Origin of the sequence: Yimella sp. RIT 621 (genome assembly GCF_004146205.1) — a bacterium.
In the GTDB taxonomy this organism is placed as follows: Bacteria; Actinomycetota; Actinomycetes; order Actinomycetales; family Dermatophilaceae; genus Yimella; species Yimella lutea.
On sequence record NZ_SEIP01000013.1, the window covers coordinates 70,993 to 95,965 of the forward strand.

Here is a 24,973-nt window from a genome sequence, read left to right on the forward strand (position 1 = left end):
GCGGATGATGTCGATCCCCACGCCGACGACTGCGACCGGTGCCGCGCGACGCAAACGAAGCGCACAAGATCTGGAAGGGGGCGCCTCGATCAGCGCTGCACCTCCCGGCGGGAGGACTGCGGCGCGGGCGCTTGTTAGTACCTCGGACCCCCTGAGAGACGCAGCTGTGGTCAGTCGGTGACCGTGCCGGTGAGTCCCTTCTGCGACCACGTCCTGGGAGCGTCATCGGAAGAGTTAGCGTCCACCGTGCCGGTCGCGCTTCCGGTCATTGCATCTTCAACGGGCTTTCTTCATACTTCAGTAGAAAGACGACATCCTTCAGTTGAAAGACGACGTCCGTCACCATGTAGGCGTCGCTCCCCGTGCCGCCGCGGTCTTGCGGACGCCTAGCGGCTTGGCGGTCTTCTTACCGTCCAGCTGAACATCGGTGAGGGTCACAGTCGTGTCTTACGGGGCTCGGAAGTACTTCTCACCGTAATGCCCGACCCGGGACGTCGAAGGTTTGATCGTGGCGATCACCCACTGCGTACCCGCCGGTGTCCACCCATGCGCCTTCACGTAGGGGGACAACGTCCACGTGACCTGGCATTCGGTGCCGACGCCCGTGGTGAATCCTCTCTCGGGCTCAGATTCCCGCATCCCCACCTCCCTCGTGGAATCGATTCCATGGAAACGATTCCACGCGCCCTGCTGTGAGTGTTGTCACAAAGCACGGGTGGGCGCCCGGCAACTTGCGGCTGTGCTTCAGGACGTGCTTCAACCCGAGGAAGAGGGGCGGCAGCGCGTGGTGGTGTGCCTGCGGCCGATGTCCCGCAGACGGTCGTGGCGGGCTCGGCTGGGCGCTGATAGCGATCGTCGTGGATCACCTCACGGTGACCCGCGTGGCGGCCGGTCTCGGGGTGTCCTGGCATACCGCGAACAGTGCGATCATCGCTGAGGGTAGGCGGCGGCTGATCGATAACCCCGCCCGGTTCGACGGGGTGACCACGATCGGCGTCGACGAGCACGTGTGGTGACACACCCGGTTCGGCCACAACTACGTCACGGTGATCATCGACCTCACCCCGGTCCGGGGCGAGACGGGCCCGGCGCGGTTGCTCGAAGGCCGTTTTCAAGCAGTGGCTGAACGGCCGCGCGAAGCAGTGGTGCGACGGGATCGAGGTGGTCGCGATGGACGGATTCAGCGGGTTCAAGACCGCGACCACCGAGGAGCTGCCCGACGCGGCCCCGTCGATAATCCCGGTGATGGACCCGTTCCATGTCGTCCGCCTGGCCGGCGACGCCCTGGACCGGTGCGGGCAGCGCGTCCAGCAGGACACGCTCGGGCATCGTGGCCGCGCCGGCGACCCGCTGTACAAGGCACGCCGGACCCTGCACACCGGCGCCGGACTGCTCACGCAGAAGCAGACCGCCCGCATCAACGCCGTGTTCGCGATCGACGAGCATGTCGAAGTCGAAGCAACCTGGGGCATCTACCTAGCGCATCGTCGCGGCCTACCGCGAGCCCGACAAGAAGAAAGCGAAGCAGATGATGCGAGCCGTGATCGACGCAGTCAGCGCCGGCGTCCCGACCGCGCTCGTCGAGATCCGCAAGCTCGGCCGCGCCCTCAAGCAACGCGCCCTCGACGTGCTCGCGTTCTTTGACCGGCCAGGCACCAGCAACGGGCCGACCGAGGCCATCAACGGCCACCTGGAACACCTACGCGGATCCGCTCTCGGCTTCCGAAACCTCACCAGCTACATCGCCCGCGGCCTGCTCGAGGCCGGCGGTTCAGACCGCAACTACACCTCGAATGCGATGAGCCGAGAAACTTCTCGCGCTCGTCCGGGCCGTCGAGCAGACTGTGCCGGTGATACCCCTGCACACCGAACGCCTGGCGCTGCGTCCCTTCACGGACACCGATGCGGACGCCGTTCTGGCAATCCACCAGCACGAGGGGCTGCGCCGCTTCGTCCCGTCCGCCGTGCTCGAAGACGTCGGTGCCGTAGCCGAACGGTTGGAGCGCTACCGCAGGTTCGACAGCCACCCGGTGCACGGCATGGTCGCCGTCGAGCGGCTCGCCGATGGCGTGGTCGTCGGGATGATCCTGCTCAAGCCGATCCCCGCCTCGACCGGCGTCGACCTCGATGACGTGGAGATCGGTTGGCGCGGGCACCCCGAGCACTCTGGTCAGCGATACATGGCCGAGGCCGCGCGTGCTGCACTCGACCATGCGCTCGCTTCCGGTCTGCCGCGGGTCGTTGCCGTCACCGATCCGGACAACCATGCCTCGCAAGCGGTCTGTCGCCGGATCGGCATGGCGGATCGGGGCACCACCGGCGATTACTACGACGAACCCAGGTTGCACTTCTTCGTCGCAGACGGACTACAAACGGATCGTTGAAGTCACCAGGTGCGGTACCAGCCGGGATGAAGCTCGAAGCCGTGGCTACCGACCACACAGCGCATTGAGCCATGGTCCGCAGTACACACTCCGCGTCCGACAGCGCGCATCTGTTGGCGGGGCAAGGTCGGCGCCTTGCTAGTGGCATTCGCCACCGCCCGCTTGGGAGGACACGCCAGCCGCGCGCCCTTGGAGTCAACGACGAATACGTGGCCCCAGTTCGGAGTGGACCTACACGGTTGGGGCACGGACGCCATGTCGTAGTAGACGACGTTGATGTCGCAGCGCACTCCATCAGCGCTGCCAGAGCACACGATGTTGCGTGACGTGTCGGCGAACTGCTGTGGGGCGGTCTGGATCAGTTCGCCAGTTGGTCGCCCAAGGTCTTCCACGTAATCAGAAACCGTTGCGTATGCGAATGGGGTAAGGGCGGCGAGGACGGCTACGACTGCGAGCGCGGCCAGCTTGCGCCGACCAACTCGCGGGACACCGCGCCACCTCTTCTTTGCGGGCACAGGCGCTGAATAGTTCGGCACCGCCACGTGTGGGAATGGCGGCGGAGTCGGCTGAACCTGCGGTCGGCGAACGGGCAATGAAGGGGCAGCCGGAACGGCCGGAACGAACTGTCGCGGCGTCGCTGCTGCCGGCCTCGCAGGGACGTTGCGGACGGTCGGAGTCGTCGGGATCACTGTCCGGCTCGCTCGACTTTGCTCTCGGTCCATTGTCAGCGCCGCGCTGTGCAGTTCTTGCAGGTTCCGACCAGACCACGATGCTCTGCCGACCCTGGCACCCGCTTCGCTCGGGGTTGGGTAGCTCGCCCCTGCCGCCTCGGAGATCAGATGCGTGTTCGATTTGTGCCCGATCCCAACCACTACAGGCACGGAGCATTCAGCGACAGCACAGGCCACACGGGCGTCGTCGAACGGAGTGCGGTCGGCGGCCTTGCCACCACCGCGGGTGATCACCACAAGGCCGGTCGATTGTGCATCGACCATAGCCAGCGCCTTCACCAGGCCGTTCACAACCTTCTCGTGCTCCCCCTGTAGCCGCGTACCGGTGAAGCGCACTCTCCCGCTGTATCGCTTTGGCATCCCCCTGCACTCGGCTCGCCTCAACTTGTCCAGGAAGTCCTTCACCCCGTCGATGGACTCGCTCCCCAACACCACGATGTCGCGATCGCCCAAGGTCGCATCAATCACGAAGTGGTTCAAACGGGAGACGTTCGGCCTTGAGGGGTGCGCAGCACGGAAAATCCGGCATTGTTTCTCCCGCCAATTCGTCCAGCTTCCCGTCGGAAGGTCCGGGTCAACCCGGTAGACGTAGAACTCGAGTTCAGTGCTGGGCGGCGTCAATCTCATTCGACCTTCGAGCGTCACCTGCCGCCCAACGACGAACTGATCCAGCTTGTCGCGTTCGCGGAGAAACCGATCGATTTTCGTCCACGACTTCGGCGGTATGCAGACGGGGATCTCCACGAAGTTGCCACCTCGCCGCGCCATGATCACCGTGAGTCGTTGAGCGGTGCCGTTGCTCGTCGAGCGAATTCGCAGGATCTCGCCACTTATCCATACTGTCGGTTGGCTCACCTCTGCGAAGGTCCGCAGAACATCATCGATGTCGCTTACGTCGTGCCACAGTGTCCCACCCATACCAACACGCTAAATACGACCCATGACAACCAGCCGGGAGTGTCAGAATTTCGGTGTTTCTGGTCTGCGTGATCACCATGACCGCCGCGCCGGCGTACGCGGTCCGCCCGGTGCGCGTCGGGCCCTCACCCTCCGCACTGACCGGACGCTGTGCCTCGAGTGCGCGGGCCAGCAAGAGTGGGTCGGGGCGCAGCATCGTGAACAGCACGATGCCGGCCGTGAGGTAGGCGACGGCGGCGAGGAGAAAGGGTCCGGCGAGCGCGGGCAACCCGAGGTGGCGGGCGAGACCGCCGAGCGGTTCGACGAGGTTCGGGCCGGCGACCGCGCCGAGAGTGGTCGATACGAGCGCCACGCTCACCGCGCGCCCACGGGTGGCCGCGGTTGCCAAATCGGCTCCGGCGTAACGGGCTTGAAGGTTGGTGGCCGTGCCCGCGCCGTAGACGAAGAGCGCGACGAACAGCAGCGGCACGTTGTCGAGCGCGGCCGCCAACACCACGCCGGCCGCGCCGAGCCCGCCCGCAGCGAACCCGAGACCCAAGCCGAGCCGGCGTCCGGAACGTTGGCTGATGCGTCCGACCAGGTAGGCCGCGAGCGCCGAGCCGAGCGTGAACAGCGCGGCCGGCACGCCCGCGAGCCCCTTGGTGTGCATCATCTGCTCGGCGAGCAGCGCGCCAACGGTCACGCCGGCCGCGAGCCCGGCGCCGCCGAGCACCTGCCCGAGCATCACCACGCGCAGCGTCCGCTGTTGCACCCGGTCGCGCTCGGCCTCGGTGACCTTTCCAACTGTGTGCATAACTCGTATCCTACTTGTATACGAGTTCGAGGAGCCAGTCACGATGTCCACCACCGCCGCCGACCGTGCGCACACCCACCTCCGCGAGGAGATCCTGCAAGGCCGCATCACGCCCGGCACGATGCTCAGCGAATCGGAGCTCGCCGGACGCCTGTCGATGAGCCGCACTCCAGTACGCGCGGCGCTCACCCGCCTGCAGGACGAGGGCTGGGTGACGATCTATCCGCAGCGCGGCGCGCTGGTGCGCGAGGTCGGCGAGCAGGAGGTGTGGGACGCCGCGGCGGTGCGGCACGCGCTGGAGTCGGCCGGGGTGCGTCGTGGTGTTCCGTCGCTGCGCGATGCACTTTCGGGCGAGCTGGCTGAGAACCTTGAAGCGCAGCGGGTTGCCTTGTCGGACAACGACTTTGCTTCATTCATGAGCCTGACAATGCGGTTTCACCGCGGGTTCGTCGAGCTGGCCGGCAACGCCGTGATGCTGTCGGTATATGACCGGCTGCAGGACAAGCAGGCCGCCGCGATCGCGCGCAGTTCGGGCACGATCACCGGCGACATCGACCAGGTGATCGCCGAGCATCGGCGGCTGCTCGATGACGCGCTGCGGGGCGACTGGGTGACGTTCGCGACGCATCTCGACGACCACCAGACGCGCAACCACGGGTTGGAGTCGGGGTCGACGCGCTGAGTTCGGGGATCCCACGCGAAAGTGCCCGTACGATTCCGTCCGGGCACTTCACGATGTTGTATCTGCTTACTTCGGCGAGAGGTCACTCGGACGCGACGTGATCGCCACCATGACGCCACCGGCCAGCTTGTCTTCCGTGACGGTGCCGTAGGGCTGTTTCTGGGCCGCGTTGCCTGACCAACCCAGCGCTACCGGCAGTTCGTTGACGCCGATCTTCGCCTTGTAGTTCTTGACGACCTTGTACCCGCGCTTGGTCAGTTCCTTCTCGTAGAAGGAGATGATCTGGTCGCTGGGCACGCCGCTGAGCGAAAACTGCCACGAGCCGTTGAACGGGCCGGCAAGTTCATCGAGCGTCGCCTCGGCCGGCACCGGCCAGGTCTTCACTCCGGTCGGGCCGCCGTCTTTGACCGTCACTTCCTTCACGGTGAGCGAGTTGCCTGCGGCAGCGGTCGACGAACCGCCGTTCGTCGACGAACCGCCTGCCTGTTCGGAGGTGCTGGTCGCACCGCCATTCGCCGACGTGGTGCTGCTGCTCGAAGCCGCCTCGGATGGCGTGCTGGAGTCGGACCCGCCGTCCGACCCGCACGCCGTGAGCGCGAGCGCGCACGTCACTGCTGCGGCCAGCTTCATCGTGTGTTTGTGCATTGCTGCCCTCCTGGCGCCGGGCAGAACCCGGCTATCGATGATTTGCCAGACCGGGGACGCAACGATCGGCGGGACGGTTCCACGAACGTCCACCAGTTGAGACTCGCTCTTACGGGGAATGGCCGACGTCCACGACGCCCACACGCTCAACCGTCAGACCTGCAGCGTGCGCGAGATAGTCATTCAGTGCGAGCGAGGCCTTCTCCGCGCTGTCCGAGTCGCTGTCGAGCACCGACTGCAGCATCATCGCGTGCAGCCGCGACCCCATCGCGATCTCGGCAGACTCGACCCGACTGAACCAGAACCGAAGGGACAGCCCCTGCAGCGGGGCGATCGCGTCGGCCAAGAAGTCGTTGCGAGCGCCGGCTACCAGCAGATCGTGGGTTTCCTTCACAGTCTCCGCGTAGGCGGGCGTGCGCGCCGTAGTCTGGGCGGCGATGATTCCGACCGACCACGTGCTCGACCTGTTCGCCGTCCCCGGCGCTCTCGAACCCCTCGCCGGCGGCCAGGGGAACAGCGTCCGTGCCGGTGATCTGGTGCTCTCCCCCGGCCGCAACCCGCAGCTGCAGAGCCGGCTGAGTCCGATGCTGGCGGCTGTGGCCGCCGAGCTCGACACGCGTCCGGGGCGTGACCGCCGAGACCTACGCATCGCCATGCCGGTGCCCGCGCGCGACCTCTCCTGGGTCGTGGACGGTTGGGCTGCAAGCAGATTCGAGCCCGGCACACGTGCGCTGACCGACCTGCTGGCGACGCGCGCCGCGGGTGCGGCCTTCCATGCTGAGCTCGCCCGGGCCGGTCTCACCTGGACGCCGGTGAGCGACGACCGCTGGCAGGTCGCCGAGCGGATCGCGTTCGGTAACGAGCCGGTGCCCGACGACGCGCCGCCGCTGGTGCATGCCCTGGCCGATGAGCGCGACGACACCGACCTCGGGCCCGACCAGTTCGTGCACGGCGACCTCGCCGGCAACCTGCTGCTCGACGCCGACGGCGCCCCGGTGGTCATCGACGTCGCGCCCTACTGGCGTCCGGCGTTGTGGGCCGAGGCCGTGTGGGTGCTCGACTCGGTGATGTGGCTCGGCGCCAATGCGGGGGCGATGGAGGAGTTTGCTTCCGGCGCAGGCCGGCAGGCGATGGTGCGGGCGGCGATGTTCAGGCTGCTCAGTGACCGCCCAGCGGATGTTCCCAGGTTCGAGGAAGTGCTGGGCCTCCTGACTCGTGCCACGTGAGCGAATTCTGCTGATCACGTGGGTGTCGTTGCAGGTCAGCGGCTTGTGCTTGGTCGAGATGACACACCCCGGTCGCGGGTAGGCTCGCTCGTCGTGGTGTTCGTGCGGAAGTCTCCGGGTCGGTCGGGCAGCACGAAGGTCCAGATTGCTGAGCGGCGAGCCGGCCGTGACGTGGTGTTGGAGCATGTCGGGACGGCTCGGTCTGAGGCCGAGTTGGCGGTGCTGCTGGCCGAGGCTCGCCGCCGTTTGCGTCCGGGTCAGGACGCGTTGGAGCTGGGCCTCCAGGACGATGACCGCGCCACCGATGAGGGGACCGCGGACCGGCCGGGTGTGATCACCAGCAAGTCGAGCGCAGTGTTGTGGCGGGTGCTGAGCACGGCGTATGTCCGGCTCGGATTCGACGCCGTCGAGGATGCCGCGTTCCGGCAGTTGGTGCTGGCCCGGTTGATCGAACCGACGAGCAAGGCCGACTCGCTGCGCGTGTTGGACGAGATCGGTATCGAGCATGCCGCGTTGCGCACGATGTTCCGCACGCTGAAGCGAGCCGGCACCGGTGAGTACCGCGACCAGATCGCCACGGCCTGCTTCACCCACGCGGCCACCCATGGTGATGTGACGTGTGCCTGTACGACGTCACCACGCTGTATTTCGAGGCCGAACACGAGGACGACCTGCGCAAGGTCGGCTACTCCAAGGAACGCCGGGTCGACCCACAAATCGTGGTCGGGTTGCTCGTCGACCGGCACGGCTTCCCGTTGGAGATCGGCTGCTTCGAAGGCAACAAGGCCGAAACCACCACGATCCCGGCGTGATCGTGCCGATCGTGCGGCAATTCCAGGAACGCCACAACCTGGCGCAGGTGGTGATCGTCGCGGACGCGGGCATGTTGTCCGCGACCAACCTGCACGCGTTGGATGAGGCGGGGTTGCGGTTCATCGTCGGGTCCCGCGTCACGAAGGCACCCGCCGATTTGGAGTCCCATTTCCGGTGGCACGGTGACGCCTTCGTCGACGGGCAAGTCATCGACACGATCACCCCACGCACCGCGACCACTGCGGCTCGGGCGGTGAACGATCCGATGCTCAAGGCGGAGCCGGTGTGGGACCGAGCGTGCACTCCAGGTCGTGGCGGGCGGTGTGGGCGTATTCCGCCAAGCGTGCCGTCAGGGACGCGAAAACGTTGACGTTGCAGGAGAACCGCGCCAAAGCCGTTGTCGCCGGGGAGAAGGCTGCGCGGGCTCCACGGTTCGTCAAAACAAGCAACGGGACGAGGTCACTGGACGAGGCTTCGCTGGCCAGGGCGCGCCGGCTGGTCGGGTTGAAGGGGTACGTCACCAACATCCCCGCCGACCTGGCCACCGCGGGCGAGATCATCGGCAACTATCACGACCTGTGGCGGGTCGAGCAATCATTCCGGATGTCCAAGACCGACCTGCGTGCCCGGCCGATGTTCCACCACACCCGGGACGCGATCGAGGCTCACCTAACGATCGTCTTCACCGCCCTCGCGGTCGCCCGCTACCTGCAGAACACCACCGGGATGAGCATCAAGAAGATCATCCGCGCGTTACGACCGTTGCAGCAGATCACCGTCACCATCGCCGGGCACAGCCATCACGCCCGAGACCCCATCACCGAATCAGCACAGACCATCCTCGATGCCCTCGGCATCGCCACCGACTGACACACCCCGGTGGCACGAGTCAGGTGGGGTGGCCCGACTTCGAGCATGGGTTCGACTCGCTGAGGGGGCGGCGCATGGTGGGCCTCGTCTATGGCGGATCGCACATCTACCGCATGTGCTCTACGCGTCTGGACCGCGATGCCGACAATCCCCTCGGGCTAGACGAGACGACGATCCCCGGTGGGTCGTACCTGCGTTTGCGCCTGCGGGGACTGTCGCAATTAGGTGTTTTTGGTCCGTGACACGCCCCTTGGGTGGGGCGGGATCGGAGCAGTAGCGCATGACACTGCAGGACGTGAACAACAGCAACCAGGACGGGGCCGAAGCCCAGGAATTGTCTCGGCGGCGTGAGCCGGCCGATCGTCTGCCAAGCAAGTCCGAGGAGCAGGCACGCTGGTTGGCGGCGATCACCGAGCTGGTGCAGGACGCGCGCGCCAACGGTGACTCGCTGACCGGCCCGTCAGGACTGTTGAAGGACCTGACCAAGATGGTGCTGGAGGTCTCCCTGGAAGAGGAGATGACCGAGCACCTCGGCCACGGCAAGCACGATCCGCCGGCCCCGGCCGCTGGTCCTGACCACGATGATGTTGGGAGTCGCACCACGGACGAGCGGATTCGTAATGTTCGCAACGGTTCCCGGACCAAGACCGTGTTGACGGACAATGTCGGCAGGGTCGAGATCCAAGTGCCGCGGGACCGGGCGGGCACGTTCGAACCGGTGATCGTGCCCAAGCACCACCGCAAGCTCGGCAGCGTGGAGCAGGTCGTGCTGTCGCTGACCGCGAAGGGTTTGACGACTGGTGAGATCAGCGCGCACTTGGAGGAGATCTACGGCGCGAGCGTGTCCAGGGACACCATCAGCCGGATCACTGACCGGATCGGCGAGGAGATGAACGAGTGGCTGTCGCGGCCGCTGGACCCGGTGTACGCGGCGATCTTTATCGACGCGATCGTGGTCAAGGTGCGTGACGGGCAGGTCGCCAACCGGCCGTTCTACGCCGCGATCGGGGTGAGCGTCGACGGGCGTAAGGACGTGCTCGGACTGTGGGCCGGCACCCCCGGCGACGGGGAGGGAGCCAAGTACTGGCTGGCGGTGCTGACCGAGTTGAAGAACCGCGGCATCCAGGACACGATGTTCGTTGTCTGTGACGGCCTGAAGGGCTTGCCGGAGGTGGTGGCCACGACCTGGCCGGACGCGACCGTCCAGACATGTGTCATTCACTTGCTCCGCAACAGTTTCCGGCTCACGTCGCGTAAGTACTGGGATCAGATCGCCCGGGAGTTGAAGCTGGTGTACACCGCGCCCACTGCGCAGGCGGCACGAGCACAGTTCGAGACGTTCACCGACACCTGGGGCCAGCGGTATCCGGCGCTGATCCGGTTGTGGGACAACGCCTGGGAAGAGTTCACCCCGTTCCTGGCCTACGACGTCGAGATCCGGCGAATCCTCTTCAGTACCAACGCGATCGAGTCGTTGAACGCCCGCTACCGGCGAGCAGTCCGCGCCCGCGGGCACTTCCCGAACGAGCAAGCAGCGCTTAAATGCCTCTACCTCGTGACCAGGTCACTGGATCCCACAGGGCGAGGACAGGCACGATGGACCATGCGATGGAAGCCAGCACTCAACGTGTTCGCGACCGTCTTCGAGGGCCGCTGGCCCACCGCAGAACAGTACTAATCAACAGGACCAGAAACACCGAAATTCTGACACTCCCCGCCTGCGAGGCGAGGTACCGGCGGTGTATGGACAGATCGGTGAAGCCTTCGATGTTCTCTTTGCTCACGCGGAGCATGACTCCACGCGCCCCCAGATCGAGAGCTACCGGCGCGAAGGCGAGATCGACTGCCTCGTGCCGATCCCTCGTGTAGCTCAATCGAACGTTTACGCACGTGTCAGGGATCGCCAAAGCCCTGACTTGGCACCTCAACGGGATCGGTTTCGAGGGTGTTGACGCGCTTGACGCTCGTTTCCTCTGCGGTAGTTGCCTGTCAAGCGCGCCATGAGCTCCTGGGGGTCGCCCGCTTCGACGTCCTCTAAGAAGGAAGCCGCTCTGACGCCCCGCAAGACCGTCGCCTGCTTGCCGCGATGCGTAATGATCACTTCACCAGCTCGTTCGACGTAATCGAACCCCTCAGGTCTTGGCATAACGGCGAGCCTACTGATCAGGCCTCCCCTCGGACCAGCACATTTTTCTGAGGCGTGAGCGGCCGCAGCGCCGCCGTGTAGCTCAAACGAAGAGTTCTGCCCCACGCAGCCAATCTTGTGGGGCAGAACCCTTCTTCGCGAGTGGTCACTTGCTCCAGGGAGTGACGAAGTCGTTTGCCGGTCGCCCTTCGGCGGCGGCGAGCAGCTCGGCGCCCTTGGTGCCGTCGATCTGTTCGCGGATGATGTCGGCGTGGCCGGCGTGGCGGGCGAACTCTTCGATGTGATGCACATACAGGTAGCGCAGTTTCGCGGGCCGGGTCTCGTTCATCCCGTACCAGGGCATCGGCCCGACGGGCAGCTCGTCATCGAGGTCGCCTTCACGACACATCGTCATGTACTCGGCTCGAATGGCATCGAACGTGGCGAGCAGGGCATCGCGGTCCTCCTCGTCGCTGGGGGTGAAACTGGCTCATCCCAATCGGGGGTGTAGGAGTTGGGGTCTGAAGCCGCCGGTCTCGAGCAGGCTTCGGGCGATGTAGTTGGTCAGGTTGCGGAACCCGAGTGCGGAGCCGCGCAGGTGTTCGGCCCGTCCGTTGAGCGCCTCGGTCGGCCCGTTGCTGGTGCCGGGTCGTTCGAAGTAGGCGAGCACGTCAGCGGCTCGCTTCTTCAGGGTCCGGCCCAGGGTGGTGAGCTCGGTGAGCACCTTGGGGACCCCGGCGCTGAGGTCGGTGATCAGCTTCTCCATGAGCTCGCGGCCACGTTGCCGGTCCTCGTGGCGATAGGCGGCGATCATGCGCTGGTAGACACCCCAGGTCGCCTCGACCTCGACGTGAACGTCATCAACGAACAGCGCGCGTAGCCTGTCGCTCTGCTTGTCGGTGAGCAGGTCCGCGCCGGTGTGCAGCGTGCGCCGCGACTTGTAGAGCGGGTCGTCCCTGAACCCACGGTGCCCGTGGATCGCGAGTTGGACCCGGCGCCGGCACCTGTCGAGGGCGTCACGGGCCAGGCGCACGACGTGGAAGGGATCCATCACCGTGACCGCGTCCGGGATCTCCTCTGCAGCGGCGGTCTTGAACCGGTGAAGCCGTCCATCGCGACCACCTCGACCGCGTCACGGAAGGCGTCGTCGCGGTCGGCGAGCCAGGTCTTGAACGCCGCCTTCGACCGGCCCTCGACCATGTCCAGCAGCCTTGCTGGGCCGGCGCCATCGCGGACCGGGGTGAGGTCGATGATCACGGTGACGTACTTGTCGCTACGCCTGGTGTGGCGCCAGACGTGCTCATCGACGCCAATGACCTTCACGCACTCAAACCGCGTGGGGTCGTTGATCAGCCGCCGCTTGCCTTCAGCCAGGACCGCGTTGTTGGCGGTGTCCCATGCGACCCCGAGTCCCTCGGCGACACGGGCGACGGTGAGGTGTGCGACCACGATCCCTTCCAGCGCCAACCGCAGCCCGGTGTGCGAGAGCTCCGCCGCGGCGCTGGTGTCTTGGCGCCCACGTGTCCAGTCGGCACAGCGATAGCGGCGCACTACAACTTCCGGCACGCTCGGTCGCCAACCCAGCGGCTCGTGGGCCAACTGCCGGCTAACGATGTCTCAAGCAGCGCCTTCGCTGCCGCACCGTCGGCACCACTGATCTGGTTCCACCACGCGGCACGCGAGGACCGCACGATCCGGTTCAAGTCGTTGTCCGGTCACGCTCAGACCGAGGCCGTCGAGTCGAGCGAAGGCGGTCAGGTCAGGGCGGCCGAAGCCGGCCGGCGGGGTAGCGTCGGACACGTCGAGGTCTTCCGGATGGATGGCGTAGGAACCTCCGTCGGCGGGAGACCTCGACGTCTATCTGCGGACCGACGCGCCCGGCCGACCTACACCGTCGTCTCAGAAGACCCCTGAAACGTCTTCGACGACGACGGGACCGGCGAGGAGGAGGGCGCGGTGAGCTAAAGGAATGGAGCTTGCTCGGCTTCGACGCCGCCGCAAGCTCCGGTGAAACGGTCGGTACTGATCGGTCGTCGTCGGTCACCACCGGATGGCGGCGTCCCCCACGCTCGGCGTTTGCGCAGGTCGGCGGCTCGTTCGCCCAGTGGGCACATCAAGCGATAGACGCAAAGCCGACGTGATGAGGTCGTCGGTTCGATTCCCACAGGGGGCTCCGGCGAACAGCCCCTGACCTGCGGAAACGCAGGGCAGGGGCTGTTCGGGTCTGGTGGTCGCGCGATGCGCTGGCCTCACGGCTCTGCCCGACACCGACGTCGCTCTCCTCTGCGACGGACCCCTCGCGGCCGGCATCCTGTCCGTGTGTCGATAGGCCTCGCACCGCTCGGCAACGCAGCGTGGCGTTGCGTCGCGACCTGGCTACGGCTCGGAGGGGCGCGATCGTCTCGTGCGTTGGCGGACTACGGGAGCTTGGACGCGAGGACGTCGGCCGCCATGATCTCGGGTGCTGCGCCGAGGAGGTGCTGGTTGGCCGTCAGGTCCGAGCCGTGACCGTCTACGTCGACGACGCACGCATCCAGCCCCGTGCCGGCCGGGGGGCCGGGTTCGGTGCGGGTCGGTCTCAGAAGGCGCTGGCGGCGGCTTCGGCGACGGCCTGGTCTTGGACGCCGGTTCCTCCGCTGACGCCGACGGCGCCGACGACCTGGCCGTCGCGCTCGAGCGGGATGCCACCGGCGAAGATCATCACCCGACCGTCGTTGGAGGCGTTGATGCCGTAGAACTGCTCACCGGGTTGGGCGAGGTCGCCGAGGTCTTTGGTGGCTGTGTCGAACGCTCGGGCCGTGAAAGCTTTGTTGATCGAGATGTCGATGCTGCCCAGCCACGCTCCGTCCATCCGTACGTGAGCGACGAGATTGCCGCCGGCATCGACGACGGCGATGTTACTGGGCTGACCCTGCGTGCTGGATTCAGCTTCTGCTGCCGCGATGACACGTTTGGCGTCGTCCAACGACAATGTAGGAATAGATGGCATCAATTGCTCCTTCGAATGTGGCGTGCGCTTTGTGGCTCGAGCCGCTCCAGAGCCGCCCGTTGGATTGCCTGTTGAGTTTGTGACCGCCAGCGCTCGTGTTGTGTTCGCGTTGCGGACGTGCGTTGGCGGACTACGGGAGCTTGGACGCGAGGACGTCGGCCGGCAGGATCTCGGGTGCTGCGCCGAGGAGGTGCTGATTGGCCGTCAGGGCTGCGACGATGGCGCCGTTGGCGTGGGCGTCACGAGCGGCCTCGTCGGGGAATGCATCGAAGATCCAGAAAGTGTCGGCGTGGGTCCTGACCGCGAACCAGACAATCGTTCCTACTTCCTCGTTGGCGAGCGCGACAGCGCCGGCGAGCAGATCGGCGAGCGCGTCGTGCTGTCCATCGGCCGCGACGATCTTGGCGACGAAGGCATACGGAAGTGATGCGGGTGTGGACATGAGGGGTTCTCCTAGGTGTCGAGGTTTCCCGGTGAAGCAAGTTCAGCGTAGGACGAGCAAGGGCATGTAAGAAGTGGCGTATACGGCAGTTTTGCTATTGTTTGCGCCATGCGTATCGGACTGATCGCGATCGACGGCTGCTTCGGTTCGGCTGTCGCGTCGGTCATCGACATCGTGCGGGTGGCCGACGGAGCCCGCGGCGATGTCGACCCGCGGATCGACCCGATCGAACTCGCCATCCTCGGACCGAAACGGACAGTGACCACGACGGCATCGATGACCCTGTCGGTGGGCCACCCGCTGTCGGAGTCCGCAGAGTTCGACGTGGTCGTCGTCCCTGCGCTTGGAACCCTCACTGCCGCCGCTACCAACGACGCCCTACAGAGCCGAGATGTTCGTTCGGTCATCGCCTCGCTCGGGCGCCTCGACGACGCGACCACCCGGATCGCCGCGGCGTGCACCGGCGTGTTCGCTGTCGCCGAGACCGGACGGATGGATCATCGGCGGGCGACGACCAGCTGGTTCCTGGGGCCGGAGTTCCTGAAGCGCTATCCGACCGTCGCCCTCGATCTCGACACCATGGTCGTGGTCGACGGGAACCTCGTCACCGCCGGCGCCGCCTTCGCCCACATCGACCTCGCGCTCTCACTCGTGCGATCGATCAGCCCCGACCTGGCCCAACATGTCGCCAAGCTCCTCATCATCGACGAGCGTCCGTCGCAGGCGGCCTTCGTCGCCTACGAACATCTCCGGCACGATGACCCGATCGTCGTCGAGTTCGAACGCTTCGTGCGCGCCCGCCTGGACGAACCGTTCAACGTCGCCTTCGTCGCGCAGTCGCTCGGCACCAGCCGGCGCACCCTCGAACGACGAGTCCGTGCGGCGCTCAACCTCACTCCGCTCGGCTTCGTCCAACGGCTTCGCATCGAACGAGCTCGGCACCTCTCAGCAACCACGGACCTCACCTCCGCCGACATCGCGCTACGGGTCGGCTACGCGAACGCCGAGACCCTGCTCTCCCTCCTGCGCAGGGAACGACGCCGTTCCTGACCTATCGCCATGCCATAGAACCACCTCTCAGCACGTCGCGTCGACGCTCCTGCGTCGCCCCTGGACGACCCACTCGACACGCCCGCAGCACAGGCCATGTGACGTGTCCCGGCTTCCCGGACGGTCGGGGTTGGGCGGCTGTGATGTCGCTGCGTTCTCGTTGAGAGGATCAGCAGACCCGATCAGAGCCGATTGGGATAAGACGCGAAGGCGGTCAGGTCAGGGCGGCCGAAGCCGGCCGGCGGGGTAGCGTCGGCCACGTCGAGGTCCGCTAAGCCCGATGAGCGCAATTTTACTCATCGGACATGAACAACGGGCTTTGAGTTGCATAGGTTGTGCGCGTGACCGTGATACCCGACCCGCTCAACTTGGCCTGGCCTCGCGCCTACGGTTTGTGTCTGCTGCGCCCAGTCACCGAGCACGACGTCGACGACATCTTGGCGTATCGCAGTCGCCCCGAAGTCGCGCGCTTCTTGACGCATCCAGTGCTCAACCGTGACGCCGTCCTGGCACGGATTCACCAGCGGATACGGCCACTTACTGTTGATGCTCGCGAAGTAACGAGAGGCCTGGCGGTCGAGGTCAAAGGCCGCCTAGTGGGCGACGCCATGATGCGGGTCGACCACACCGACGAGGAGACGGGCCCCCGAGTGTGGATCGGATACGCCTTCAACCCCGAAGCCTGGGGCAAGGGGTACGCCACAGACACCGCAACCTGCCTGACCCGGGCCGGCACGGCGATGGGCCTGCGCGTATGGGCCGACACAGTTCCAGGGAATGTGGGCTCCGAACGCGTTCTCACTAAAGCCGGTCTGCACCTGGTGGGAGTGCAGGTCGTCGGCAACGGACCGCGAAACGTCTTCGCAAGCGACTAGCCCCGGTCTTTCAGGGGGAAGCGGATGACGGCTGTGCTGGGTGAGGTGGTTCGATGGCGGTGTCTGGGCATGACGTCGTGCCGGCTGGCGCTGCCGGTCTGCGGTTCTGCGGGTGCTGATGTCGTGGGCGGACGGGTTGAGTCAGGCTGGCCGCGGGATGCGGCGATGTTCGCGAAGACCGCGACGATCGCGGTGGCCCTTGGCCACGTTTCAGGGATCTTCGACCGGTGCCGCCGCTGACCGTGGATGATGCGGGCGGGGACGTGAAGAAGCCGGTACCGCAACGCTTTCGGTTCGCAGGTGGCCAGGGAATGGACATCACCGGTGAGGGCGAGCAACCGGGTCCAGGCGACCAGATCCGCCGCGATCATGGTCAACGCCAGCCACGCGGTGTTGATCCCGAACTCCCCGGGAGGGGAACCGGCCCAGGCCGGTGTCCTTGGCGTGCCGGATGCGGTCCTCGACTCGCGCGTGCGCCCGGTGACGGGCTTCGAGGAAGCGAGCTGGCCGGTGCTGGCGTTGGTCACGAAGGCTTGGTAGCCAGCGCGCTGCCCCACAGGTTGATCCCGAACAAGGTCAAGGCTGCCCGCTTCGCCAAGTCGCGCCGTCCGACCAGCTAATGGCGCACTGCGTTCGATCGGCAAGAACGCGGAGCCGGTATCGGCGTGCGGGCGGTGCTTCGACGCGGAGTGTCAGCACCCCGTCGTATGGTCACCCCGTGATGTGGATGAGCGGCTTGGCCCGATGAGGCCCGGAAGTATCGACCGGCCCGCGACCGTGCATCCGGTCCTCACCGTGCAAGAGTGCTATTCGAGAGTCGGCGCGACTTCAGTGACGCACCTGATCGTCGGTCACGAAGAGCACGGGGTCACTCGGCTCGCCCGCGAGTTGAGCACGACTCCGTCGCTGCGAAGCGCCCCGGTCATCCGGGTGCTGGACGGGATCGGCACCGATCTCGTCCGTCTGGTCGCCCGCGCCTCCGTCCACGTGCACGTCACCGATCGCCTGTTCGGTCACACTGCCGCGCAGACAGCGTCCACGCTCATTGCGCTGGGCCGGTCCACGTCGATGAGTGTCACCTTGCACGACTTGCCGCAGCCTTCGGACGGCCCGGATCGTCACCGACAACGGGCGTCGGCATACGCCGACATCCTGGCCGTCAGCCGCGGGGTCGCCCTCAGCTCACATCATGAGTCCACGCTGCTGGACGCGGTGCTGAAGCTGACCGACCGCCGGAGTCTGAGGGCAGTTCCGCGGGCTGTCATACCCCTGCCGATCGAGAGTCCCCGCCGGTATGTCAGCCCCGACGAGGTCAGCGGCACCCACCGCGATCTTGCAGTGTTCGGGTTCCTGTATCCGGGCAAGGGCTATGCCCAGGCGCTTCGTGCCCTCAGCGAACTCCCCGCAGATGTGGGACTCACCGCCCTCGGACGACCATCGCCGGGCCATGGTCATCTTGTCGAGGAACTACAGCGCCAAGCGCACCGACGCAGCCGACGATTCACGGTCACCGGTTACATCCCGGACGACCGGCTCCAGGAGGTGCTGGCTCGGGTTGCGGTGCCGGTCGCGCCGCATCAGCACCTGTCTGCGTCCGGCTCCATCAACTCCTGGCTTACAGCCGGTCGACGACCGCTGGTTCCTCGTTCGCGGTACGTCGAGGAACTCGACGCCCGCTGTCCCGACGTGCTGACGATCTACGACGATCTCGCCGCCGCCGCCCGACACGCACTCGACCACCCCGAGTCGACGACGCTGAAACCCGGCGTCCCGCTCGGCCCGTCGCTCGACGACGTCGGCGCTCTCTACGCGAAGGCCTTGGCCTCATGGCACCACTGACGGCTGTCGTCGTCCCGTTCTTCGACCAGCAAAGCCAACTCGACCTGCTGCTGACAGCCTTGGAACTCCAGTCCGTCGGCCCCGATGCGTTCGAGGTGGTCGTGGCCGACGACGGTTCGCCCGTTCGTGCGGTACTGGGCGACCGACCGTACGCGACACGTGCGGTGCGCCAGGAGAATCTGGGATTTCGCGCATCGGCCGCACGGGACTTGGGCGCTCGGGCGACGGATGCCGAGGTGATCTGCTTCCTGGATTGCGACACCGTTCCCGAACCCGACTACTTACGTACGATGACTGACGTCATCCGTCAGGGCGATGAACGTTGCGGAGTCGTCGCCGTGGGACGCAGACGCCACGCCGACCTCACCGGGTGGGAGCCGGCCCGGTTGCATGCCTGGTTGCGCGGTGATGGTGCCCCACCGACGCCACTGACCGAACCAGCCTGGCTGCGCGAGGGTTATCGTGCGACCGATAACCTGCGATACGCCGACGACCGCTCCTACCGCTTCATCATTTCCGCCGTCCTGGGAATGACCCGTCGAACCTACCGACGTGCCGGCGGATTCGACCCCGGTTTCGTCGGTTACGGCGGTGAAGACTGGGACCTCGCGAACAGATGTTGGCTGAGCGGTTGCGACCTGCGGCACGTCCCGGACGCCGTGGCCTGGCACGACGGACCCGACTTCGCCGACCGGAGCACCGAACACACCGCCGTCAAGGACCGCGAAACGCTTCAACTCGCGCGTGTCCTCACCGACCCGATGGCTCGCGGATCAGGATTCATGTGGCCCTACCCGGCAACCGTCGTCCGGGTGCATGGACACCACGACATCGGCCCGCTGGCCGCGTCGTGTTCGAGTTGGCTGGCCGGTGGCGACGTCGCGCTCTGGTTCGTCGATCATCCACGGGTGCCGACCCAACTTCCGCCCGACCCCCGGCTGCACCACGGAGCACCGTCGAACCAGGTGTTGCAGCGCTGCCGATACCAGGTCGATGTGTATGCACCGCTCGCGCTGTCCGCCCCGCTCCCTCGCCTCATCCCGGACGGCGGTCTCGACGTCCGAACCGGCAATGAGATCGTGGCGAGGGTGCGGCACACCCGCATGATCAATCGCGGTGCGGGCAACGCACCGGCGACGGTTGTCGACGGCCGGCTGCTGGACGACAGCGTCACCCTCGAGTCGCGGTGGGGTGGCTGGGACAAGTAGCAGATCGCACCCTCGTCCGGGCGCACCTCAGGTATGCGTCTGGCTGACGTCGTGCCCGGTGACCACACTCGCGGTGTCGGCGAATTGAACGCGGCCGGCGGCCAATCGCAGGACTGGACCCGGCGAGGATGGGTCGGTGACCACGCTCCTATGGCTGCGCCGAGACCTGCGCCGCAACGACCTGCCGGCCCTGCTCAGTGCCCACGAAGCAACGGCCGACGACGTGGCTGCCGTGTTCGTCGTCGACCCCACGCTGTGGGGAGGCGCGGGCGACGTCCGACGGGCTTGGCTTGCCGCCTCGGTCAAGGCCGCCGTCGCGAGCTTCGACGGACATCTCGCGTTGCTGCACGGCGACCCACACGAGGTGATCCCCCAGGTTGCCGAGCGCATCGGCGCAACCTCGGTGCACGTCACCCGCGAGACCACGCCGTACGGCGCCCGCCGCGATCGCGATGTCACAGAAGCGCTGCAGCGCAACGGTATCGAGTGGGTCGAGGCCGGCACGCCGTACGCGATCGGCCCGGGGATCATCCGGAACAAGAGCGGTGACGGGTTCAAGGTGTTCACACCGTTCGCTCGAGCGTGGCGCGAACACGGCACCTCCGACCCGGCGCCGGAGGTCGAGCCGAACTGGCGCGAGGTCCGCAATGACGCTGCTGCGACGAAGGCCGTCGACGACGCCCTGAAGGACGTTCCCACCCTCCCTGACGCGGGAGAAGACGCTGCGCTGGATCGTTGGAAAGAGTTCTTACACAGCGGAATCGACAACTACGCCGACACTCGCGATCGCCCGAGCATCCCCGGAACGTCCTTCCTCAGCCCCTACCTCAAGGTCGGTGCCATCCACCCGCGCACCCTGCTGGCCGACCTGCGCGGCCGCAGCGGCGAGGGCGTCGACACCTTCATCACCGAACTCGCCTGGCGCGAGTTCTACGCCGACGTGCTGCTGCGCGAACCGTCCAGTGCGTGGCACGACCTGACCACCTCACTGCGCGGCATGGAGTACGACCCGCCCGGCGACGGCGTCCGGGCCTGGCAGGAAGGCCGCACCGGCTTCCCGTTCGTCGACGCCGGGATGCGGCAACTGGCCGAGACCGGGTGGATGCACAACCGCGTCCGCATGGTCACCGCTAGCTTCCTGACCAAACACCTGCACGTGTGGTGGCCGGTCGGCGCGCGCCACTTCCTCGACCACCTGATCGACGGTGACATCGCCTCCAACAACCACGGTTGGCAGTGGGTCGCGGGCACCGGCACGGACGCGTCCCCCTACTTCCGGGTGTTCAACCCGGTCACCCAGGGCATCAAGTTCGACCCGGACGGTGACTACGTGCGCCGCTGGATCCCCGAGTTGCGACACCTCGACGGCAAGGCCGCGCACGAACCCTGGAAGCACGACGACGGCTACGCGCACGGCTATCCCGAGCGGATCGTCGATCACGCGGAGGAACGCGAAGAGGCGCTGCGTCGGTACGACCGGGCCCGCGGGCGTGGGTAGCTCGCGGTCCGTCAACTCGACTACCTGCCCGACGGTGCCGCCAGTTCGCTCGCCGCGCGCCGGCAGGAGGCCCATGGCCTGATCCTGCCCGCGCTCACCGGTCTTGCCCCACGAACTCGTCACCAGCGATGGCCGGCTGCACGTGGATGGGAGAGTTCAGCCCCACCGCACTCGACCCGACCCCGTCCTCCTTCAAGAAGGACGCCTTCTTCCCAGGTCCTGCCTCTCATCGGACGCAGTCGTCCCGAGTGGCGTGGGCCGCCGACCTTTCATATTGGGATTCGACTCCCAACAATCACCGCGATCGTACGCACACGAACCGACGTGACTCGAGCGATCGATCTGGTTGACTCGGGAACATGGGCGGATCCAACCAACCTGACATCGACGCACTCGTGAAGCAGATCATCGCCGGACGCAACCCGTCCGAACTCCTGGAGGACCTGCGTCGAGGGCGCATCCTCGACTCGCTGCGCACCGGCAGCTTCCAGCAACACGTCAACAAACCGGTCGCGGTCGCCGCGCCGCTGGATGAGCCGTTGCTGCTGACGATCAAGGTCGAACTCGAGGACTCCGAACCGCTCATCTGGCGGCGGTTGCAGGTGCGCACGGACATGGCACTCGACGCGTTCCACGACGTGCTGCAGGACGCGATGGGGTGGTCGAACAGCCACCTGCATCGGTTCCACATTCCCGGCGATCGGAACTACTTCCTCAACGAGTTCGACGTCGGTGAGGGCGAGAATGGGACGCCGGAGACCGACGTCCGGCTCGACCAGATTCTGCGCGCCAAGGGCGACGGACTTAACTACGAGTACGACCTCGGTGACGGGTGGGAACACCGGATCGTCGTGGAGGAGGTACGGACGGCGACTCCCGACGACAAGGTCGCGAACTGCGTTGCGGGAGGACGACGTTGCCCGGCCGAGGACGTCGGTGGGATCGGGTTCTTCAACGACCTGGCAGCAGAGTTGCGGCGGGTGAAGAACCCGCAGTTGCTGAGCGGCGAGTTCGAGGACCTCGCGCACTGGTTGCCGGCGGACTACGACCCGGATGACTTCAGCGTCGAGGATGCGAACTTCGCCCTGTCGATGTCGGGAACGGGTGGCGCCTCAGCGATCCTCGATGTTGCGGCTGACGGGGTGCAGCGTGCGCCCGAGTTCGAAGCGCTGGTCGGCCGGTGTCCGCGGCATCTCATCGGTGAACTCATCCTGCTCAGCAGCGAAGCCTTGCGAGCAGCGCCGGCCACGGACGTGGAATTGCGGGAGCAGTTGCGTCCGTTCCAGACGATGCTCGACCTGGCCGATCCGGACGGCATTCCGTTGACCAAGGCGGGCTGGCTCGCGCCAGATGCGTGCGAACACGTCTGGAACGAGAGCGGATTGAACTGGGGCTATGGCAAGGGCAACCGCGAGCAGCACACGCCTGAAGTGAGCCAGCTGCGTCGCGATTGTGTCACCCTGAAGCTGCTGCGCAAGAACCGCGAGCGGCTACTGCTCACGCCGCTCGGACGGAAGGCCGGTGCGGATGTAGGGGTTCTGTCATCGGTCATTGCCGGGTCGTTGCTCCGGGGTGAAACCGAGATGGATCGGGATGCGAACGTTCTTGCGTTGTTGCTGCTTGCGGCTGGTCGGCCGTTCGAGAGACGTGACGACTTCGAGGACCAGGTGGCGAACTTGCTCACGGAGATCGGTTGGCGGACAGGGGATTACGCCGAGGCGCCCGTGCATCGGCACGAACTGCGGCTGTATCGCATCGAGCGGATCGTTGCCGGCGATCCGAACGCTGCCTTTCGCTGGACGGGCCCGGTCGGATCTGCGGGTGCGCGGCAGCTCGCGAAGGAGGCTCTCTGGCCGGACGCGTGATGGGGTTTCGTTGAGTGTCAACGGGTTTCGGCACATGCAACCTCGTACCTCGGCTGCACGGCTCAACCAGCGGAAATCCTGGGACTCAATCAGCGTGAGGTGCGCTGGGGGTCAGTAGAGGGGGTCGCGGAGGACGGGGCAGGTCATGCAGCGTCCGCCGCCGCGTCCGCGTCCGAGTTCGCCAGCGCTGATCGTGATGACCTCGATGCCCGCGTTCGCGAGCGCCTTGTTGGTGGCGGTATTGCGGTCGTAACCCATGACGACGCCGGGTTCGAGGGCCAACAGATTGGCGCCGTCGTCCCACTGTTCGCGTTGCACGCCGAACGGGTCGCCGTCGGTCGCGACCGTGCGCAACTTCGTGCCGAGGGCCTTGCCCACCGTCTCGACGAAGGACGTGTCGGCGCGGTGCACGTCGAGGCCGGACGGCGCGTTCGGGTCGGGACGCAGCGTGATCGGGACAATGCGGTCGGTGATGGGCGCGAACGCGGTCACGACGTCCTCGGAACAGAACGTGAACACGGTGTCGAGGTGCATCGCAGCACGCAGCTTCGGCAACGCGGCAACGATCACCTGCGCAGCAGCGCCCGCGTCGAAGAGCGTGTGCGCGACCTGGGTGATCGCCTGCTGCGAGGTGCGCTCCCCCATGCCGATGAGCACAACGCCGTTACCGACGGGCATCACGTCACCGCCCTCGAGCGTCGCGAGTCCGCGGAACAGGTTGCGCCCGTCCGGATCACCGAACCAGTACGTCAGATCCTGATCGGCGAACGCCGGATGGAACCGGTACACCGCCGTCGTCAGCAAAGTTTCCTGTTGTCGGACAGGCCAATACATCGGGTTCAGCGTGACACCGCCGTAGATCCACGACGTGTTGTCGCGCATGAACAACGTGTTCGGCAACGGCGGGATGAAGAACCCCATCTGGTCGAGGTCGCGGGCCACCTGCAGCAGCGGACTCGACAGATCGTCCGGCACGTCTCGGTACGACACCCCTCCGACGAGGTACTCCGTCAATTCTGCAGCGGGCAACGAGTCGAGCCAACTGCGCAGGTCGTCGGTGAATGCCGCCCCGACCCGGTCGTCGGTCACCTTGCGGTCGAGCACCCATGCGCGGGCTACAGGTTGGTCGAGGATGTCGGTCAGCAGATCGAGCAGGTCGAGCACCTCGATGCCACGCGATTCCATCTTCGCCACGAAGTCGGCGTGGTCCCGCTGCGCCTTCTCGACCCAGATGACCTCGTCGAACAACAGGTCCGCGCACGTGTCAGGGGTGAGGCGCAGGTGCGCCAGGCTCGGACGACAGACCAGGACGCGGCGCAGGCGTCCGGCCTCGGAATGGACTCCGACTTCAGGCATTCGTCGATCGTCTCATTCCGGAGTGCGCCGATCAGTTGTTCAGCCCGCTGCCCTTGTAATAGAACCGGCCCGCTCCGCGGACGGCCCAGTAATAGGTGGACGCGATCGCGCGGCACGTCGCGCCCTTGCCGGCGGCGGCGCACGCGTTGTTCATCCGGGTGCGGAACGCGGTGTCGCAGGTCAGGCGGTTGGTGCGGCTGCCCGCGCTGTAGCACGCGTCGTGGCGGGTGCACGCGTAGTGGAAGTTCGCCCCACCCGGCGGGTTCTCGGGGACGAGGCGTCCGATCCAGTTGTTGGGTCCGCACTGGAACTCGCCCGCTGCGTAGACGTAGGTAGCGGTGGGTGCGGCCTGCGCTTCCGGGACCGTCGTCAGGGAGACACCGGCCGCCATCGCGACCCCGCTCATCACTGTCAAGAATTTGCGACCCGCCATGTCCGCCCCGTTTCGTCGAAGTGTGAAGCTCCAACGTTGCATGCGGGCGGGCCGGTGGGAATGGGTGAGTGCGTTTCTTTGCGAAGTTCTTACTCGGACGCGCGCGGTCGGGCGGGCGTCGAACGTCAGCCTGGTTTCGGCGCGTGGACTACTTCTTCTTGGCCGCCTTCTTGCTGGTCGCCTTCGTGATCGGCTTCTCAGTGACCTTGCCCAACTTGTTCACCTCACCTG

18 protein-coding genes and 6 pseudogenes are annotated in these 24,973 nt (G+C 66.2%); 12 read left to right on the forward strand and 12 right to left on the reverse strand.

Annotated features, from left to right (window positions below; genetic code table 11):
* Nucleotides 1-821 precede the first annotated feature (821 nt).
* Both EU513_RS12830 and EU513_RS12835 read left to right on the forward strand, forming a co-directional pair.
* Nucleotides 822-1,854 (forward strand): annotated as a pseudogene (locus EU513_RS12830) (ISL3 family transposase); the annotation flags it as partial.
* The gene (locus EU513_RS12835) at nucleotides 1,851-2,384 is read left to right on the forward strand and encodes a GNAT family N-acetyltransferase (protein WP_168990277.1); all 534 of its coding nucleotides are present in this window, start codon (nucleotides 1,851-1,853) and stop codon (nucleotides 2,382-2,384) included. The pseudogene EU513_RS12830 and the gene EU513_RS12835, both read left to right, overlap by 4 nt.
* A 2-nt stretch (nucleotides 2,385-2,386) precedes the next feature.
* Here EU513_RS12835 and EU513_RS12840 read toward each other — a convergent pair whose 3' ends face one another.
* Nucleotides 2,387-4,033 carry an exodeoxyribonuclease VII large subunit gene (locus EU513_RS12840; protein WP_129626571.1) on the reverse strand — a complete coding sequence of 549 codons (1,647 nt, stop codon included), beginning with the start codon at nucleotides 4,031-4,033 and terminating at the stop codon, nucleotides 2,387-2,389.
* Entirely contained in the window at nucleotides 3,993-4,826 is an 834-nt protein-coding gene (locus EU513_RS12845) for an MFS transporter (protein ID WP_129626573.1), read from the reverse strand. Before EU513_RS12845 ends, EU513_RS12840 begins: the two co-directional genes overlap by 41 nt.
* A gap of 43 nt (nucleotides 4,827-4,869) precedes the next feature.
* Here EU513_RS12845 and EU513_RS12850 point away from each other — a divergent pair, with 43 nt between their 5' ends.
* Entirely contained in the window at nucleotides 4,870-5,508 is a 639-nt protein-coding gene (locus tag EU513_RS12850; protein ID WP_129626575.1) for a GntR family transcriptional regulator, read from the forward strand.
* Nucleotides 5,509-5,574: 66 nt separating this feature from the next.
* On the opposite strand, the gene EU513_RS12855 is transcribed toward EU513_RS12850, so the two are convergent.
* Both EU513_RS12855 and EU513_RS12860 read right to left on the reverse strand, forming a co-directional pair.
* The gene (locus EU513_RS12855; protein WP_129626577.1) at nucleotides 5,575-6,153 is read right to left on the reverse strand and encodes a hypothetical protein; all 579 of its coding nucleotides are present in this window, start codon (nucleotides 6,151-6,153) and stop codon (nucleotides 5,575-5,577) included.
* 109 nt (nucleotides 6,154-6,262) lie between these two features.
* Nucleotides 6,263-6,547, reverse strand: coding sequence for a hypothetical protein (locus EU513_RS12860; protein WP_129626578.1), 285 nt, complete (start codon nucleotides 6,545-6,547; stop codon nucleotides 6,263-6,265).
* Between the two features lie 43 nt (nucleotides 6,548-6,590).
* Here EU513_RS12860 and EU513_RS12865 point away from each other — a divergent pair, with 43 nt between their 5' ends.
* The 3 genes and pseudogenes from EU513_RS12865 to EU513_RS12880 all read left to right on the forward strand — a co-directional run bounded on the left by EU513_RS12865 (nucleotide 6,591) and on the right by EU513_RS12880 (nucleotide 10,740).
* On the forward strand, nucleotides 6,591-7,379 hold the full coding sequence (locus EU513_RS12865; RefSeq protein WP_129626580.1) for an aminoglycoside phosphotransferase: 789 nt from the start codon (nucleotides 6,591-6,593) through the stop codon (nucleotides 7,377-7,379).
* A gap of 93 nt (nucleotides 7,380-7,472) precedes the next feature.
* Nucleotides 7,473-9,062: pseudogene (locus tag EU513_RS16680) on the forward strand (IS1634 family transposase).
* Between the two features lie 280 nt (nucleotides 9,063-9,342).
* Nucleotides 9,343-10,740 carry an IS256 family transposase gene (locus EU513_RS12880; protein ID WP_239702779.1) on the forward strand — a complete coding sequence of 466 codons (1,398 nt, stop codon included), beginning with the start codon at nucleotides 9,343-9,345 and terminating at the stop codon, nucleotides 10,738-10,740.
* A gap of 613 nt (nucleotides 10,741-11,353) precedes the next feature.
* On the opposite strand, the pseudogene EU513_RS12895 reads toward EU513_RS12880, so the two are convergent.
* The 5 genes and pseudogenes from EU513_RS12895 to EU513_RS12915 form a co-directional block, all read right to left on the reverse strand.
* Nucleotides 11,354-11,662, reverse strand: a pseudogene (locus tag EU513_RS12895) (DUF664 domain-containing protein); the annotation flags it as partial.
* Between the two features lie 15 nt (nucleotides 11,663-11,677).
* Nucleotides 11,678-12,987 (reverse strand): annotated as a pseudogene (locus EU513_RS12900) (ISL3 family transposase).
* A gap of 617 nt (nucleotides 12,988-13,604) precedes the next feature.
* Nucleotides 13,605-13,682 (reverse strand): annotated as a pseudogene (locus EU513_RS12905) (antibiotic biosynthesis monooxygenase); the annotation flags it as partial.
* 83 nt (nucleotides 13,683-13,765) lie between these two features.
* Nucleotides 13,766-14,176 carry a heme-binding protein gene (locus EU513_RS12910; RefSeq protein WP_063250650.1) on the reverse strand — a complete coding sequence of 137 codons (411 nt, stop codon included), beginning with the start codon at nucleotides 14,174-14,176 and terminating at the stop codon, nucleotides 13,766-13,768.
* Nucleotides 14,177-14,306: 130 nt separating this feature from the next.
* Complete coding sequence (locus tag EU513_RS12915; protein ID WP_068102119.1) at nucleotides 14,307-14,618, reverse strand: putative quinol monooxygenase; 312 nt, start codon at nucleotides 14,616-14,618, stop codon at nucleotides 14,307-14,309.
* Nucleotides 14,619-14,726: 108 nt separating this feature from the next.
* Between EU513_RS12915 and EU513_RS12920 the strand changes: the two genes are divergently transcribed.
* Together EU513_RS12920 and EU513_RS12925 are read left to right on the forward strand one after the other, a co-directional pair.
* Nucleotides 14,727-15,668 carry a GlxA family transcriptional regulator gene (locus tag EU513_RS12920; protein ID WP_129626584.1) on the forward strand — a complete coding sequence of 314 codons (942 nt, stop codon included), beginning with the start codon at nucleotides 14,727-14,729 and terminating at the stop codon, nucleotides 15,666-15,668.
* Between the two features lie 347 nt (nucleotides 15,669-16,015).
* Complete coding sequence (locus EU513_RS12925) at nucleotides 16,016-16,543, forward strand: GNAT family N-acetyltransferase (RefSeq protein ID WP_239702928.1); 528 nt, start codon at nucleotides 16,016-16,018, stop codon at nucleotides 16,541-16,543.
* Nucleotides 16,544-16,701: 158 nt separating this feature from the next.
* Here EU513_RS12925 and EU513_RS16460 read toward each other — a convergent pair.
* Nucleotides 16,702-17,044: pseudogene (locus EU513_RS16460) on the reverse strand (transposase); the annotation flags it as partial.
* Nucleotides 17,045-17,374: 330 nt separating this feature from the next.
* Here EU513_RS16460 and EU513_RS12935 point away from each other — a divergent pair.
* From EU513_RS12935 to EU513_RS12950, 4 genes are all read left to right on the forward strand, one after another.
* Nucleotides 17,375-18,382, forward strand: a complete 1,008-nt coding sequence (locus tag EU513_RS12935; RefSeq protein ID WP_129626588.1) for a hypothetical protein — start codon at nucleotides 17,375-17,377, stop codon at nucleotides 18,380-18,382.
* Nucleotides 18,370-19,590, forward strand: coding sequence for a glycosyltransferase family 2 protein (locus tag EU513_RS12940; protein WP_129626590.1), 1,221 nt, complete (start codon nucleotides 18,370-18,372; stop codon nucleotides 19,588-19,590). The genes EU513_RS12935 and EU513_RS12940 overlap by 13 nt, the downstream gene beginning before the upstream one ends.
* A gap of 136 nt (nucleotides 19,591-19,726) precedes the next feature.
* Nucleotides 19,727-21,088, forward strand: a complete 1,362-nt coding sequence (locus EU513_RS12945) for a deoxyribodipyrimidine photo-lyase (RefSeq protein WP_129626592.1) — start codon at nucleotides 19,727-19,729, stop codon at nucleotides 21,086-21,088.
* A gap of 359 nt (nucleotides 21,089-21,447) precedes the next feature.
* On the forward strand, nucleotides 21,448-22,953 hold the full coding sequence (locus EU513_RS12950; RefSeq protein ID WP_129626594.1) for a plasmid pRiA4b ORF-3 family protein: 1,506 nt from the start codon (nucleotides 21,448-21,450) through the stop codon (nucleotides 22,951-22,953).
* A 111-nt stretch (nucleotides 22,954-23,064) separates the two neighbouring features.
* Here EU513_RS12950 and EU513_RS12955 read toward each other — a convergent pair whose 3' ends face one another.
* Together EU513_RS12955 and EU513_RS12960 are read right to left on the reverse strand one after the other, a co-directional pair.
* The gene (locus tag EU513_RS12955; protein ID WP_129626596.1) at nucleotides 23,065-24,309 is read right to left on the reverse strand and encodes an arginine deiminase; all 1,245 of its coding nucleotides are present in this window, start codon (nucleotides 24,307-24,309) and stop codon (nucleotides 23,065-23,067) included.
* 31 nt (nucleotides 24,310-24,340) lie between these two features.
* Entirely contained in the window at nucleotides 24,341-24,715 is a 375-nt protein-coding gene (locus EU513_RS12960) for a phospholipase A2 (protein ID WP_168990279.1), read from the reverse strand.
* Between the last annotated feature and the right edge of the window lie 258 nt (nucleotides 24,716-24,973).